We start from the raw sequence: 14,927 nt of genomic DNA, 5'->3' as shown, positions 1-14,927 counted from the left end.
GTCGCGTAACCGCTTCGGGTACAACAGGTCCGGGCGTGCATGTGGGGCGTCAGTCCCATGTCAGGCCTCCTCGTTTCCACTCGTAGGCGTAGGCGACGAAGACGTTGAACATGAACAGCGCCATCGCTGCCAGACCGAAGACGCCGAGCGCGTCGAAGTGGACCGCCCACGGGTACAGGAAGACGATCTCGATGTCGAAGATGATGAACAGCATCGCGGTGAGGTAGTACTTCACCGGGAAGCGGCCACCACCCACCGGCTGGGGCGTCGGGTCGATGCCGCACTCGTAGGCGTCGAGTTTGGCACGGTTGTATCGGCTCGGACCCGCGAGGCTCGCCACCGCGACGGAGAAAACCGCGAAGGCCAGCGCGATGCCACCGAGTACCAGGATCGGTACATAGGCGTTCATGCCACCTCCGGTTCCTCGCGCGAATCCGGCCGCGGGCCTTCTCGTCGCCCGCGCACCCACTCCGCCGTGCACCGGGGTCCTCGCCCCAGGGCGGGCATGTGAGTTACGGCACACACTAGTGGTGTTCGCGTCGGACTTGTCGCGATTTCACACCCCCGATTCGGGGCGGCGTGTCGGGCTGCTCCGCACCGGGAAGGAGGGTAGATTCCCCTCCCCTCATACAGGTTCGCGGTCTGCCGGCCGCGCCCGAAGGGTCAGGAGTGGCGGGAGGTGAGCAGAGCAAGGACCTGCCGGCCGAGCCGGATCGGGTCGACCGGATGCCGCAGCGCCACCTCGGCGCCCGACCAGCGGGCCAGCCATTCATCGTCGGCGCGGGCGATCAGGACGACGATCGGCGGACACGAGTCGAGTTCGTCCTCGAGCTGCTTCGCGATCCCCATTCCGCCGGCCGGAGCGGATTCACCGTCGAGCACGGCGAGATCGATGTCGCCGGCATGCATGCGTTCGACGACGACCGGTGGTGTCGCGACCTCCACATAGTCGAGCGGGGGCAGATCCGGGTGCAGGCGGGTACCGAGGGCATCACGAACCTGCTGCCGCACGGTCGCATCGTCGCTGTAGACGAGGATGCGCAGCGAGTCGGTCACGGGCACGATGCTAGCCGAGGCCGGTGGTTCGCCCGGGGAACCCGCGTGTCGCGGGGCGGTACGGAGACGGAGCCCGAGATCAGGATCCGCTTCCGAGAAGATGCCACCGCCCCCGGACATCGGAACGGGCAGCCGTCTCCGCCTCGTCGTCGTGGATGATCGAGGCGGGCGCGATCATCAGGTGCGCCAGGACGATGCACGCACCGGTCAGCATGGCGAACGCACCGCCGATCAGATAGGACCCGGTGAACACCGCCGCCAGGAAACCGATCGTGAGCATTCCCGTGAGCGCGATGATCGCGAGAATTCGCCGACTCGAGCGTGGTATCGAATCGGGCCTCTTGCCTGTGGATGCAACCATGAGCATCTCCGTTCCTCCCCGGAACGACCCCTCCCGCACTCCCGCGTCCACTCACCATCCCTGTCGACGAATTGTCGGTGACGAGCGGACCCCCGCAGGAGCCGGTTACGGCCATTCCCTTCTCCGCTCGGGCCGTGAGCGGTTTCGATAACAGAATACTATCAAATGTGACATGCGTCTCGTGATCTGTTTGTGGGGCATCACTAATCCGACAGGCACCCTGAAATCTGCCGGTCACCGACGGGCTCGAAAGAAGGTTAGGCTCACCTCTTGATCTGCCCCCATCGCCGAGAGGTACCCATGAAACTCCGATCCCTGCGCCCCGGCCGCGAGCCTCGCCCGGTAGCCCTGATGCGCATTCCGCGCGCGACCGCCGTGCTGGTCGCCGCCGCCGTCGCCCTCACGGCCTGCTCGTCCGGAGCCGACATCGAGCCGAACGACTCACCCACCGGCGAATTCGAGCCCGTCGTGATCGAACACGCACTGGGGACCGCCGAGATCGACGCGCAACCCGAACGGGTCGTCACGCTCGGGATGGGCTCGGCCGAGACGGCGATCGCATTGGGTGTCACCCCGATCGGTGTGGAGGAATATCCCTGGGGCAGCGACGAAACGGGATATCTGCCCTGGATCCACGAGGAATTGACCGAGCGTGACGAGCCGCTGCCCGAACAGTTCACCGGCGGAGCCGAGGTGGACGTCGAGGCGATCGCCCGACTCGCGCCGGACGTCATCCTTGCTCCGTGGTCCGGGATCACGCAGGAACAGTACGACCTGTTGTCCGCGATCGCCCCGACCGTCGCCTATCCCGAACTGCCGTGGACGATCACCTGGCAGGACCAGATCGAGACCATCGGCACCGCCCTCGGCCGGCACGAGGAGTCCCTCGGCCTGATCACCGAGATCGAGGACACCTTCGAGGCCGCCGCGGCTGCCCATCCCGAGTACACCGACGTGACGTTCTCCTACATCTACAACACCGGCCCCGGCACGCTCGGGGTGTTCATGCCCGATGAACAACGGGTGGCGATGGTCCGCGGACTCGGATTGACGGTCGACCCGGTCGCGGAGACGCTCGAGGAGACCGAGGGCACCGACTCCGCGGTCATCGGTCTCGAGAACGCCGGCCTGCTGTCCGAATCGGACCTGATCTTCACCTTCTACTCCGACCCGGCGAACCGCGCCGAGATCGAAGCCCAGCCGGTCTACCGGCAGATCCCGGCGGTCGCCCGCGGGTCGCTGGTCGCGCCGAAGGAACAACCTTTCGTCACCGGCTCGTCGATCATCAATCCGCTCACCGTGCCGTGGGCGATCGACCGCTACATCCCGCTCATCGACGAGGCGCTCGCGAAGCTCGACCGCTGAGCCGGACGCCACCGGTGGTGCGCCCGGCTCCCGGGTGTCACCGCCGGTGCGCGAGCCTGCGGATCATCAGATCACCGATGGACTGCATGATCTGCACCATCACGATGAGAACGACCACCGCGACCAGCAGCACCGGCGTGTTGAACCGCTGGTAGCCGTAGACGATCGCGAAGTCGCCGAGACCGCCACCACCGATGACGCCGGCCATCGCCGAGTAGCCCACCAGCAGCACGAGCGTGAGGGTGGCTCCGGCGATCAGCGGCGACAACGCCTCCGGCAGCAGCACCTTGCGCACGATCTGGAGGTTCGTGGCTCCCATCGCCTGGGCCGCCTCGACCCGGCCGCGCGGCACCTCCCGCAACGCGGATTCGACGATCCGGCCGAAGAACGGGATCGCGCCGATGGTGAGCGGCACGATCGCCGCAGTGGGCCCGATCGCGGTGCCCACGACGAAGCGGGTGAACCCGATCAGGGCGATCAGCAGAATGAGGAAGGGCAGCGACCGGAACAGGTTGACGATCACACCGAGAACGGTGTTGAGCGTCCTGCGGGGCCACAGTCCGGACGGTGAGGTCAACTGCAATACGATCCCGACCAGCACACCACCGACGATGGTGAGCAGGAACGACACGGCAACCATGTAGAGCGTCTCGAGGGTGGCTTCCCACACTTCCGGGAAGGCGTCGTACCACTGCAGCTTGTTCATCGCGCCTGCACCGTCATTCCGTGAGTCCCTCCAGTTCGCCTTCCGTCCCCCAGGCCAGGCTCAGGTACGGGCGTTCGGCCACGAATCCCTCGATGCGTGCCCGGTCGGTGCCCGCCGTGAACCGCAGGCGCATCCGGCCCACGGTGACGCTGCCGACCTGTTCGACCCGGCCACCGACCACTGCGACATCGGTGTCGAGGGCACGGATCATCTCCGCGAGCCACGGTCCGTGTGCGGCATCGCCGATTGCGGTGACCAGAGCCGTGTCCGCACCCGATCCCGCCGACGGGTCGGTGCCGACCGGGACGAGTGCGTGCCCGAGTGCCGATTCGGGATCGGCGACGAGATCGACGATCCGGCCGGTCTCGACGACCTGCCCTGCGGCGAGACGTGCGGCCGAGGTGCAGATCCGGCGCAGCACCCCGAGTTCGTGCGTGATCACCACGACCGTGACACCCAGTCGTCTGTTCACCTCGGCGACGAGATCGAGAACCTGATCGGTGGTGTCGGGGTCCAGGGCGCTCGTGGCCTCGTCGCACAGCAGTACCTCCGGTTCGGCCGCGAGTGCGCGGGCGATACCCACACGCTGTTGCTGACCACCGGACAGCTGCGACGGGAAGCTCTCCCCCTTGCCCACCAGGCCGACGAGATCGAGCAGTTCCAGGGCTCGTTTCCGTCGCTGCTCCTTGCTCACCCCGGCTACCTCGAGCGGGAACTCCACGTTCCGGATCACCGTGCGCGAATGCAGCAGGTTGAACTGCTGGAAGACCGTCCCGATCCGGCGACGGGCCGCACGCAGATCGGCGCCGGACAACGTCGACAGATCGTCCTTGCCGAGCAGGATCCGTCCCGAGGTGGGCCGCTCGAGCAGGTTCAGGCAGCGCAACAGGGTGGACTTGCCGGATCCGGACGGGCCCACGATGCCGTAGATCTCGCCGTCCGGGATCTCGAGCGACACCCCTCGCAGCGCCGCGACCTCCCCGGAGCGCCCGGCTCCGGGGAAGGTCTTGACGAGGTTCTCGACGACGATCATCAGTTCGTCGGGTGAACCGGAAGCACGGCGCCGGAGTAGGTCTCCTCGATCCAGGCAGCCGTCTCGGGCGATTCGAGAGCCTCGGCGAGAGCGGTGACGGCCGGGTCGTTCTCGTTCTCGGCCCGCACGACGAGCAGGTTGGAGAAGGGGTTGTTCTCCACCTTCTCGGTGACGATGGCGTCGTCGGCCGGATCGAGGCCGGCTTCGAGCGCGTAGTTGGAGTTGATCACGGCGGCGGTGATCTGCGCGTCGTCGAGCTGACGGGCGAGCTGCGGACGCTCGATGCCGACGAGGTTCAGGTTCTTCGGGTTGGCGGTGATGTTCGATTCGGTGACCACCGACAGGTCGGCGTCCTCGAAGGGCACGTCCATCTCGATCAGCCCGGCCGATTCGAGCAGGTACAGCGCGCGGGCGTAGTTGGTGGTGTCGCGCGGCACGGCGACGGTGTCGCCGTCCTTCAGCTCGTCGAGCGAGCCGATCTTGTTCGAGTACAGGCCGATCGGCTCGAGGTGCACGTCGGCGACCGCGACGAGATCGTCGACACCCTTCTGCTTCTGCCAGTCCGTCAGGTAGGGCTCGTGCTGGAAATAGTTCGCGTCGACGTCGCCGGCCTCGAGCAATTCGTTGGGATCGACCTCACCGGTGATCTCGACGATGTCGAGCGTGTAGTCGCCCAGCGCCCCGGTGCTCACGACGTGGTCGAGGATCTCGACGTGCGGAGTGGACGATGCAGAGATCCGGAGGGTGGTGCCGTCCTCTTCGGACGACGAGCAGGCCGCGAGACCCACCGCGAGGGTGAGCGCAGCGGAGGCGACGACGATACGACGCAGTGACATCGGGTGGATACCTTCCGTAGGGATAGCGGGACGGACAGAATCGATTATCGGGGTGCAGCGAAGCGGGCGAGGAGATCCGCGTGAAAACGCTCCGCCACGTTCGGGTGTGCCCGGAGGCGGGATTTGAGTGCGTTGAGGCCGTAGACGGCGTGCAGGGTACCGCCGTGCGCGTCGGGACCGACACCGCGGGCGGCTGCTGCGAGTTCTGCGGGCAACTCCACCGGCGGGAGTGCCCGGTCGAGGCCGGGATTGAGGAAGAACGGCAACGACACGCGGTCCGTGCCCGCGGGCGGGGGCAGCACCCGATGGACCGTCGCCTGGAGGTAGCCACCGGTGGCGACCTCGAGGAGTTCCCCGATATTGACGATGAAATGCCCTGGGAGCGGGTCGATGTCGACCCAGCTACCGTCGAGTTCGACCTGGAATCCGGTGCTGCCGGGTTCGGGATACAGCAGCGTCAACGCACCGACGTCCTTGTGACTGCCTACTCCCTGGTCGGTGACCGACCGGTCGTGCCCGGGATAGCGCGCGATCTTGAGCAGCGGGTCGGGATCGGCAAAGGCCTTCTCGAAGTGATCGGCCGGGGCGCCGAGCGATTCGGCCCAGGCACCGAGCAGCCGGCGTCCGACGTTGCCGGCCTCGTCGATCCAGCGCAGTGCCAGTTCGCGCAGTCGCGGGATCCGCTCCGGCCACAGATTGGGGCCGTGCAGCACCTCCCAGGGACGGTCGGGGCCGATCTCGGCGACGGCGTCGCGCTCCGGACCGATGTCGAGTTGTTCGCGCCAGTCGACGTTGCCCTGGGTGCGCTCGCCACCGACGCGGGTGTAGCCGCGGAAGTGAGGCGAGTAAATGTTCTCGACGGCGAGCTTGTCCGCCTCGGGAAGGGCGAAGAACTCGCGGGCCGCGGCGACGAGGTCGTCCGCGAGCACGGTGTCGATCCCGTGGCCGGCGAGATGGAAGAACCCGATCTCGTGGGTGGCGACCCGGAGACGATCGAGCAGAGCAGTACGTGTTGTGTCGTCGCCGTCGAGATCGGACAGATCGACGACGGGTAATACCGCCGAATCGGACATGATGTGCCTTTCGAACCGCATCGGATGCGAGGATTCCCGGTCGCTTGCCGGACCGTCGGTCGCGGCGGACTCAGGGAAATCGTGAGGGCAGGACGAGCTGCCCGGGCAGGGAGATCAGCGGCAACGACAACACGCAGGAGCCACGGCGCCCCGAGCGCGTGTGCTCACAGTCTGCGTGTGAGTGTTGCCCATGTTCTCCTCCGATGAGGCCGCGCGCGACCTTCGACGACAGTGGCGCCACGACGTGGTCCTGATCAAGGCTAATCGCCTCCGCGACCACCGGGCAAATCACCCCCGACGGGCAACGAGGCCCATTGCCGGCACATCACGTTCCTGCCAGCATACTGTCATGGTGGAAACGGTTCACGTCGCCGTGTACGACACCCTGGCGGACTGGGAGATCGGATACGTCACGGCGCACCTCGCGGATCCCGAATGGCAGCGGAATCCCGGACGGTACCGCGTCCGCACGGTGGGCGGCTCCGCCGAGCCGGTCACGACGAAGGGCGGACTGCGGATAGTCCCGGACACCGTGCTCGCGGATGTGACGCCGGAGGACAGCGCGATGCTGATCCTCGCGGGCAACGACATCTGGCCGACCGACGCCTACGCCCCCTTCGTCGAGAAGGCCCGGCAGTTCCTCGACGCCGGTGTACCGGTGGCCGCGGTCTGCGGCGCGACCGGTGCGCTCGCCGCCGCCGGACTGCTCGACGAGCGGCCCCATACGAGCAACGCCCTCGAGTTCCTGCAGCATGTCGGCTACGGCGGCGCGGGGCTGTACCGGGACGAGCCCGCGGTCACGGACGGTGATCTCATCACCGCGAGCGGCATCGCCCCGGTCGACTTCGCCCGCGCGATCTTCGCGCGGCTCGACATGTACGAACCGCGTGTCCTCGACGCCTGGTACGCCCTCTACGGTGAGCGCGACCCGCGAGGCTATTACGAGCTCATGACATCCGGGTCGTGACGGGGCACCGCGAGACGGACCTGCTCGGCGCGGTCTCCGCGATCGGTCCGACCCATGCCGACGCTGCACGTGCACCGTGCGACGAGACCGGCGTCGAAGCCCCGATGACGATCGGGCAAGGCATGCGCGCACTGTCCGCCGCGGTCGACCGATCGGCCGATCAGCTCCCCGGCGGACGACGCGGCGGATAGTGACGGATGAGCCCTTCCTGCACGACCGTCGCCACCAGCTCACCCTCGATCGTGAAGTAACGGCCCGTCGCCATCCCTCGGGAACCCGCGGCCACCGGCGATTCCGTGGCGTACAGATGCCACTCGTCGAAGCGGAGCGGACGGTGGAACCAGATCGAATGGTTGACCGTCGCGGCCACGATCCGGTCGAGTCCCCACGACAGACCGTGGGTGGTGAGAATCGAATCGAGGATGGTCGTGTCGGACGCATAGGCCAGCGTGGCGACGTGGAGCAGCGGATCGTCGGGCAACTGCCCGTCGGCGCGCATCCATACGCGGTTGTGACCGAGCTTCTCCCCCGCTCCCCGCAGCACCCATGCGGGGTCGTTCGCGTAACGCATGTCGATCGGCTTGAGGGCGCCGACGAAATGCGGCAGCTGGTCCTCGAAGCCGCGCAGACGTTCGCCGATCGGTGGAAGCGCTTCGGGCAGTGGAACTTCGGGGACGGTCACCGAATGTTCGAGTCCCTTGCCCCATCGCTGGAAAGCGGCGAGCATGACGAACAGTTCCTGCTCGTCCTGACAGGCGGTGACCATCCGGTTGGCGAAATCCCGGCCGTCCCGGTGGGTGACGACGTGGTAGTCGATGGGTCGCTTGACGTCGCCGCCCCGGATGAAGTGGGCGTTGACCGCGTGCACGGGACGATCACCCACGGTCCGCCCGGCCGCGACGAGCGCCTGCGCGACGAGCTGTCCGCCGAAGGTGCGGCTGCCGACCTGCGCCGGATGCCCGCCCCGGAAGACGTTCTCCTCGACCTGCTCCAGATCGAGCAGGCCGAGGAGAACATCGAGATCCCTTGTGCCCGAACGCGTCACCGGGTGTCTTTCTCACCCAGCCGGTGCACGTGGATGAGGTTGGTCGAACCCGAACGTCCGGGGGGCGCACCGGCGACGATCACGACGAGGTCGCCGCGCTGGTACCGGCCCAGCGACAACAAGGCGGCGTCGACCTGTTCGACCATCTGATCGGTGGTGTCGACCGGTTCGACCGAGAAGGTCTCGGTGCCCCACGTCAGTGCCAGCTGGTTACGGATGTGCGGGGCGGGCGTGAAGGCGAGCAGCGGCAGCGGCGTGTGCAGACGCGCCAGTCGGCGCACGGTGTCGCCGGACTGGGTGAAGGCGACGAGCGCCTTGGCGTCGAGACGCTCGCCGATGTCGCGGGCGGCGTACGAGATGACACCGCGCTTGGTACGCGGAACGTGCGTCAGCGCAGGCACTTCCGTCGAATCGGATTCGACGGCGGTGATGATGCGCGCCATCGTGCGGACCGTTTCGACCGGGAACTTCCCGACGGAGGTCTCACCCGAGAGCATCACAGCGTCGGCGCCGTCGAGCACCGCGTTCGCGACATCGGAGGCCTCGGCGCGGGTGGGACGCGAGTTCTCGATCATCGACTCGAGCATCTGCGTCGCGACGATGACGGGCTTGGCGTTCTCGCGCGCAATCTGGATTGCGCGCTTCTGCACGAGCGGGACCTCCTCGAGCGGCAGCTCGACGCCGAGATCGCCGCGCGCCACCATGACCGCGTCGAAGGCGAGGACCACGGCCTCGAGGTTCTCGACGGCCTCGGGCTTCTCGAGCTTGGCGATCACCGGCACGTGCCGGCCGACCCGGTCCATCACCTCGTGGACGAGTTCGACGTCGGCCGGGGACCGCACGAACGACAGGGCGATGAAGTCGACACCGAGACGGAGCGCGAACTCGAGATCCTCGATGTCCTTCTCCGACATGGCCGGAACGGAAACATTCATCCCCGGCAGGGAGACACCCTTGTTGTTGCTGACCGGTCCGCCCTCGATGACCCGGCAGACGACGTCGTTGCCTTCGACGGCCTCGACGACCAATCCGACCTTGCCGTCGTCGACGAGCAGCCGGTCGCCGGCGACGGCGTCCTGCGCGAGTTCCTTGTAGGTGGTCGAGACGCGGTCGTGGTCGCCCATCACGTCGTCGACGGTGATGCGGACGACCTCACCGTGCTCCCATACGGTGCGGTCCTCTGCGAATCGTCCGAGCCGGATCTTCGGCCCTTGGAGATCGGCGAGGATGCCTACGGCGTGCCCGGAGGCCTCCGACGCAGCGCGGACCCGGTTGTAGTGGCCCTCGTGGTCGGCGTGTTCGCCGTGGCTGAAATTCAGGCGGGCGACGTCCATTCCGGCGTCGACGAGATTCCGCAGGACATCGGGGTCGGCGGTGGCCGGCCCCATAGTGCAAACGATCTTGGTGCGTCGGGTCACGGTTCGAGCCTAGCCCTCGACGCCCGGACCCTCCATCTCAGCACCCCGGCGCGTGTCGCCGGGGTGCCCGTGAGACGGGCGATGCCGGGGCATCACGGACGAAGTTGACGTCCGTTCTTGTCGCGGACCTTGCCGGTGAGCATCAGGATGCCGTCGATCAACGGCCAGATGCCACCGATACCACAGGTGAGCCAGGTGACGGCGATCTGCGCGACCGCCACGCCCGGCTGGTCGAGATAGAAGCGTCCGGCACCGAAGGCACCGAGCAGGATCTCGAGCACGCCCGCGGTGACCTTGCTCTTGTCGGAGTACGGCTCGCCGGTGTAGGGATCGCGTCCGAAGGGCGCTGCGGCGTCGCGACCGTACGGGTTCGACGGGTCGGGGTAGCCGTAGGCGGGCATCACCCCGTAACCGGGCGGCGGGCCGTATCCCTGTCCACCCTGCGGCGGGCCGTAACTCTGCGCCTGGTGCGATCCCTGCGGACCGGTGTACCCACCCTGCGGCGGACCGTATCCCTGCGCCTGGTGCGATCCCTGCGGACCGGTGTACCCGCCCTGCGAAGGGTCCTGTTGCGGGGACCCGATCGGAAAGTGCGGATCGGGTGTCCCGTAGACCGGCCCGGCCCCGGACTCGGTCCGGCCCGGATGCTCGCCGTAGGGGTAGTCGCCCGGGGGCGGATAGTCGGACTGGTGCTCGGCCGGCGGCGGGTAACTCGGGGTGTTGCCCCAACCCGGTCCGTTGCCGACACCGGAATAGGTGTCCCATCCGGGCCCCGGAGTGCCGGTGGCACCACCGAGGGAGTCGAGGGTGGGCGGTTGCGCCGACAGCGAGGCCTGCGCGGTGGCGTCGTAGTCGAAGGCGCGCCCGAGATCGGGCGGCGGCGTCTGGTCGCTCTCCGACCGATCCGGGGCGTCCGCGCCGGGTCCGGACCCGGTCCGCTTCGTCAGGTCCGGCTTGGCAGGCTCCGAATCGGGTGCTCCCGCAGCTCCCGGGTCCTGTGTGGTCACGAGTGATCCCCCTTGTTGTCTCCGGACGTCGCCTCGTCGACTCTACCGGCGGCAGGCGAGGGGCCGGCGGTGCCGGCGGCAGGCGAGGTCCCGGCCGTCTCGTCCTCGGCCGCCGGGTCGGCCGCGTGCGCTGCCGCCCCCGGATTCAGTGTCGAAGGCTCCTCGCGACCCTTGCGCGCGAGGACGAAGTACGCGACCGCGAGCACGAACACGATGCCCGAGGTGAACGTGTTGATCCGGATGCCCGCGATCTCGGTGGCGGCGTCCGTGCGCATGAGTTCGATCCAGAACCGGCCCGCGCAGTACCCGGCCACGTAGAGGGCGAACAGTCGTCCGTGGCCGATCGTGAACTTCCGGTCGACGAGCACCAGCAACAGCACCACGGCGAGGTTCCACAGCAGTTCGTAGAGGAAGGTCGGGTGCACGACGAAGGCCACCTCACCCGTGGACACACCGTCGACCAGCCCGGGAGCGACCTGTCCCGCGCCGTTGCGCCGCTCGTAGATCTCGAGTCCCCACGGGACCGTGGTCTCGCGGCCGTAGAGTTCCTGGTTGAACCAGTTGCCGAGGCGCCCGATGGCCTGCGCCAGCAGGATCGCCGGGGCGAGCGCGTCCCCGAAGGCGGGCAGCGGGATCCCGCGCCGGCGGCACCCGATCCACGCACCCAGCGCACCGAACGCGACGGCGCCCCAGATACCGAGGCCGCCCTCCCAGATCTTCAGGGCGTCGACCGGGTCCGCCCCGGCTCCGAAGTATTTCTGCCAATCGGTGGCGACGTGATAGAGCCGCCCGCCGATCAGGCCGAAGGGCACCGCCCACACAGCGATGTCGAGGACGGTGCCCGCCTGCCCGCCGCGTGCGACCCAGCGGCGGTCGCCCCACCAGATCGCTACGACGATCCCGACGATGATGCACAGGGCGTAGGCACGGAGGGCGAAGGGCCCGAGGTACCAGACGCCCTGCGGCGGACTCGGCAGATATGCCAGAACAGACGCAGTGGATGTCACGAGTGCACGTTAGCGGAGCGAACGCCCTTCGCGAGATCCTGTGTGAGGGCGAGCAGCGCGTCGTGTCCCTCCGCGACTGCGGAGACCAGCGCCGAACCGACGATCACGCCGTCGGCGTAACCCGCGATCTCCGCGGCCTGTGCACCGTTGCGCACACCGAGGCCGACGCCGACCGGGATGTCGGAGTGCGTGCGCACCCGGGCGACGATCTCCGGCGCGCGGTTGTCGACACTGTCGCGAGCGCCGGTGACACCCATCGTCGACGTGGCGTAGACGAAGCCACGGCACTTGTCGAGGGTGATCGCGAGGCGTTCGTTGGTCGACGACGGTGCGACCAGGAAGATCCGGCCGAGCCCGTACTTGTCGGCGGCGGCGATCCACTCCTCGGCCTCGTCCGGCACGAGATCCGGTGTGATGATGCCGAGTCCGCCCGCCGCCGCGAGGTCGCGCGCGAAGTTCTCGACGCCGTACTTGCTCACGAGATTCCAGTAGGTCATCACGACTGCGGCGCCACCGGCGGCGGTGATCGCTTCGACCGCGGGGAAGACGTCGCGGACCCGGACGCCGTTGGCGATCGCCTCGAACGCAGCGTTCTGGATGGTGGTGCCGTCCATGACGGGGTCGCTGTACGGGATGCCGACCTCGACGAGGTCGCAGCCACCCTCGACGAGGACCTTCATCGCCTCGACGGAACGCTCGACGGTCGGATAGCCGACCGGGAGGTAGCCGACCAGCGCGGCGCGGTTCTCGGCGCGGCAGGTCGCGAAGATCTCGGTCAGGCGTTCGTGCGGGGCGCTCACTGGGCTGCTCCTTCGGGGCCGGTCTTGTCGGCGGACTCGTCGGTCGGCAGGTAACCGAACCACTTGGCGGCGGTGTCGACGTCCTTGTCTCCGCGACCGGACAGGTTGACGAGGACGATGGCGCCCTTGCCGAGTTCGGGGCCGAGCTTCACGGCACCGGCGACGGCGTGGGCCGACTCGATAGCGGGGATGATGCCCTCGGTGCGGCACAGCAACGCGAAGGCGTCCATCGCCTCGCTGTCGGTGACGGCGCGGTACTCGGCCCGGCCGGTGTCGGCGAGCCAGGCGTGCTCGGGGCCGACGCCGGGATAGTCGAGCCCCGCGGAGATCGAATGCGATTCGATGGTCTGGCCGTCCTCGTTCTGCAACAGGTACGAGTACGCGCCGTGCAGAGCACCGTGGGTGCCGCCGCCGATGGTGGCGGCGTGACGTCCGGTCTCGACCCCGTCTCCCCCGGCCTCGCAGCCGACGAGCTTGACGGACGGGTCGTCGATGAACGGATGGAAGATGCCGATCGCGTTCGACCCTCCGCCGACGCAGGCGACGACGGCGTCGGGCAGACGACCGGTGAGCTCGCGGATCTGGGCGCGTGCCTCGAGGCCGATGATGCGCTGGAAGTCGCGGACCATCGCCGGGAAGGGATGCGGACCGGCGGCGGTGCCGAAGCAGTAATAGGTGTTGTCGGCGTTGGTGACCCAGTCGCGCATCGCTTCGTTGATCGCGTCCTTGAGGGTGCGCGAGCCGGTCTTGGCAGCGATGACCTCGGCGCCGAGCAGACGCATGCGCGCGACGTTGAGCGCCTGCCGCTCGGTGTCGACCTCGCCCATGTAGACCCGGCATTCGAGACCGAACAGGGCGCACGCGGTCGCGGTGGCGACGCCGTGCTGGCCGGCGCCGGTCTCGGCGATCACGCGGGTCTTGCCCATGCGCTTGGCGAGCAGCACCTGCCCGAGCACATTGTTGATCTTGTGCGAGCCGGTGTGGTTGAGATCCTCGCGCTTGAGGAAGATGCGCGCGCCTCCCGCGTGTTCGCTGAGACGAGTGGCCTCGTAGACCGGGGACGGGCGACCGGTGTACTCGCGCTGCAGCCGATCGAGTTCGGCGAGGAAGCCGGGGTCGACGCGTTCCTTCTCGTAGGCGGCGGTGACCTCCTCGATCACCGCCATGAGCGCCTCGGGCACATAGCGGCCACCGAAGGCTCCGAAGTGGCCGCGGACGTCGGGTTCGTGCGCGGTCGGAGTGGCGAGGGCTTCGCTCATCGAGGGAAGCCCCCGGCCCTTGGCGGAAAGTGCGGAATCGTCTGCAGTCACGCGTCCAGTCTGCCCCACCACGCGACGCGGATCACATGGGGGTCCGGACCGGCCGGCACGGTCAGCGTGCAGGCTTGGGGCACGACGGATGCGTACCCACCGTCACCAGCTCGGCGACCGCCTGACGCGGATCCCCACTGGTCACCAGGCCCTCTCCGACGAGCACCGCGTCGGCGCCGGCACCCGCGTACGCGAGCAGATCGGCCGGCCCGCGGACACCGGACTCGGCGATCTTGAGCACGTTGCTGGGCAGGCCCGGCGCGATGCGCGAGAATGTCGTCTTGTCGACCTCGAGGGTCTTGAGGTTGCGGGCGTTGATCCCGATGACGGTCGCGCCGGCCTCGAGGGCGCGGTCGGCCTCCTCCTCGGTGTGCGCCTCGACCAGCGCCGTCATCCCGAGCGACTCGACCCGGTCGATCAGGGCCGTCAGCACGGTCTGTTCGAGGGCCGCGACGATGAGGAGCACGATGTCGGCGCCGTGCGCACGCGCCTCGTGGATCTGGTAGGGACCGACCACGAAGTCCTTGCGCAGCACCGGAATGCGGACCGCACGACGCACGGCGTCGAGGTCGGCCAGGCTGCCGTGGAACCGGCGTTCCTCGGTGAGGACGCTGATGGCACGAGCCCCTCCGGACTCGTAGGCCGCGGCGAGCTCGGCGGGATCGGCGATGTCGGCGAGAGCACCCTTCGAGGGACTGGCACGCTTCACTTCGGCGATGACCGCGATGCCGGGCTCGCGCAGCGCGGCCTTGGCGTCGATCGGCGGGGGCGCACTCGCAGCAGCAGCCTTCACGGAGGCAAGATCGAGGGCCGCCTCACGGGCGGCGACGTCGGCTCGCACTCCTTCGAGAATCGAATCGAGAACTGTCATCGTGGCTCGAGTCCTTTCCCACCCTGCTCAATCCCGATGTGATCAAGCTCATCGGATCTGTGTAGAAGAGTA

General features: G+C 68.1%; 17 protein-coding genes. 3 read left to right on the top strand and 14 right to left on the bottom strand.

From position 1 onward, the window contains the following. Positions 1-49: 49 nt before the first annotated feature. The 3 genes from PV766_RS07605 to PV766_RS07595 all read right to left on the bottom strand — a co-directional run bounded on the left by PV766_RS07605 (position 50) and on the right by PV766_RS07595 (position 1,417). Positions 50-409 carry an NADH-quinone oxidoreductase subunit A gene (locus tag PV766_RS07605; protein ID WP_016935086.1) on the bottom strand — a complete coding sequence of 120 codons (360 nt, stop codon included), beginning with the start codon at positions 407-409 and terminating at the stop codon, positions 50-52. Positions 410-663: 254 nt separating this feature from the next. Then, positions 664-1,056, bottom strand: coding sequence for a hypothetical protein (locus PV766_RS07600; protein ID WP_421096785.1), 393 nt, complete (start codon positions 1,054-1,056; stop codon positions 664-666). 79 nt (positions 1,057-1,135) lie between these two features. Next, a complete protein-coding gene (locus PV766_RS07595; RefSeq protein WP_245207778.1) occupies positions 1,136-1,417 on the bottom strand; it encodes a hypothetical protein in 282 nt (93 codons plus the stop codon). 351 nt (positions 1,418-1,768) lie between these two features. Between PV766_RS07595 and PV766_RS07590 the strand changes: the two genes are divergently transcribed. Next, positions 1,769-2,782 carry an iron-siderophore ABC transporter substrate-binding protein gene (locus PV766_RS07590; protein ID WP_421096825.1) on the top strand — a complete coding sequence of 338 codons (1,014 nt, stop codon included), beginning with the start codon at positions 1,769-1,771 and terminating at the stop codon, positions 2,780-2,782. Positions 2,783-2,819: 37 nt separating this feature from the next. Here PV766_RS07590 and PV766_RS07585 read toward each other — a convergent pair whose 3' ends face one another. The 4 genes from PV766_RS07585 to PV766_RS07570 are packed head-to-tail and all read right to left on the bottom strand — an operon-like array spanning position 2,820 to position 6,430. Then, on the bottom strand, positions 2,820-3,488 hold the full coding sequence (locus PV766_RS07585) for a methionine ABC transporter permease (RefSeq protein ID WP_129976114.1): 669 nt from the start codon (positions 3,486-3,488) through the stop codon (positions 2,820-2,822). A 13-nt stretch (positions 3,489-3,501) separates the two neighbouring features. Further along, complete coding sequence (locus PV766_RS07580; protein ID WP_064062981.1) at positions 3,502-4,521, bottom strand: methionine ABC transporter ATP-binding protein; 1,020 nt, start codon at positions 4,519-4,521, stop codon at positions 3,502-3,504. Continuing rightward, positions 4,521-5,357 carry a MetQ/NlpA family ABC transporter substrate-binding protein gene (locus PV766_RS07575; RefSeq protein WP_129976116.1) on the bottom strand — a complete coding sequence of 279 codons (837 nt, stop codon included), beginning with the start codon at positions 5,355-5,357 and terminating at the stop codon, positions 4,521-4,523. The genes PV766_RS07580 and PV766_RS07575 overlap by 1 nt, the downstream gene beginning before the upstream one ends. A 44-nt stretch (positions 5,358-5,401) precedes the next feature. After that, positions 5,402-6,430, bottom strand: coding sequence for an isopenicillin N synthase family dioxygenase (locus PV766_RS07570; RefSeq protein WP_064063033.1), 1,029 nt, complete (start codon positions 6,428-6,430; stop codon positions 5,402-5,404). Positions 6,431-6,779: 349 nt separating this feature from the next. On the opposite strand from PV766_RS07570, the gene PV766_RS07565 reads away from it, so the two are divergent. Together PV766_RS07565 and PV766_RS07560 are read left to right on the top strand one after the other, a co-directional pair. Continuing rightward, positions 6,780-7,397 carry a DJ-1/PfpI family protein gene (locus tag PV766_RS07565; protein ID WP_421096784.1) on the top strand — a complete coding sequence of 206 codons (618 nt, stop codon included), beginning with the start codon at positions 6,780-6,782 and terminating at the stop codon, positions 7,395-7,397. Next, entirely contained in the window at positions 7,394-7,588 is a 195-nt protein-coding gene (locus PV766_RS07560; RefSeq protein WP_421096783.1) for a hypothetical protein, read from the top strand. The genes PV766_RS07565 and PV766_RS07560 overlap by 4 nt, the downstream gene beginning before the upstream one ends. Here PV766_RS07560 and PV766_RS07555 read toward each other — a convergent pair. The 7 genes from PV766_RS07555 to trpC all read right to left on the bottom strand — a co-directional run bounded on the left by PV766_RS07555 (position 7,558) and on the right by trpC (position 14,855). Then, complete coding sequence (locus tag PV766_RS07555) at positions 7,558-8,442, bottom strand: acyl-CoA thioesterase (protein ID WP_421096782.1); 885 nt, start codon at positions 8,440-8,442, stop codon at positions 7,558-7,560. The two genes, PV766_RS07560 and PV766_RS07555, sit on opposite strands and share 31 nt — an antisense overlap. After that, entirely contained in the window at positions 8,439-9,860 is a 1,422-nt protein-coding gene (gene pyk, locus PV766_RS07550) for a pyruvate kinase (protein WP_064062977.1), read from the bottom strand. Before pyk ends, PV766_RS07555 begins: the two co-directional genes overlap by 4 nt. A 92-nt stretch (positions 9,861-9,952) precedes the next feature. Next, positions 9,953-10,867, bottom strand: coding sequence for a TM2 domain-containing protein (locus tag PV766_RS07545; protein ID WP_064062976.1), 915 nt, complete (start codon positions 10,865-10,867; stop codon positions 9,953-9,955). Further along, complete coding sequence (gene lgt, locus PV766_RS07540) at positions 10,864-11,874, bottom strand: prolipoprotein diacylglyceryl transferase (protein ID WP_064062975.1); 1,011 nt, start codon at positions 11,872-11,874, stop codon at positions 10,864-10,866. The genes PV766_RS07545 and lgt overlap by 4 nt, the downstream gene beginning before the upstream one ends. Further along, entirely contained in the window at positions 11,871-12,674 is an 804-nt protein-coding gene (gene trpA, locus PV766_RS07535) for a tryptophan synthase subunit alpha (RefSeq protein WP_016935009.1), read from the bottom strand. The genes lgt and trpA overlap by 4 nt, the downstream gene beginning before the upstream one ends. Then, the gene (trpB, locus tag PV766_RS07530; RefSeq protein ID WP_421096824.1) at positions 12,671-13,933 is read right to left on the bottom strand and encodes a tryptophan synthase subunit beta; all 1,263 of its coding nucleotides are present in this window, start codon (positions 13,931-13,933) and stop codon (positions 12,671-12,673) included. The genes trpA and trpB overlap by 4 nt, the downstream gene beginning before the upstream one ends. 112 nt (positions 13,934-14,045) lie before the next feature. Continuing rightward, complete coding sequence (gene trpC, locus PV766_RS07525; protein ID WP_064062973.1) at positions 14,046-14,855, bottom strand: indole-3-glycerol phosphate synthase TrpC; 810 nt, start codon at positions 14,853-14,855, stop codon at positions 14,046-14,048. Between the last annotated feature and the right edge of the window lie 72 nt (positions 14,856-14,927).

It is taken from the genome of Rhodococcus sp. As11 (genome assembly GCF_048957735.1).
Taxonomy (GTDB): domain Bacteria; phylum Actinomycetota; class Actinomycetes; order Mycobacteriales; family Mycobacteriaceae; genus Rhodococcus; species Rhodococcus gordoniae.
This window is presented reverse-complemented; position numbering and strand designations above follow the sequence as displayed.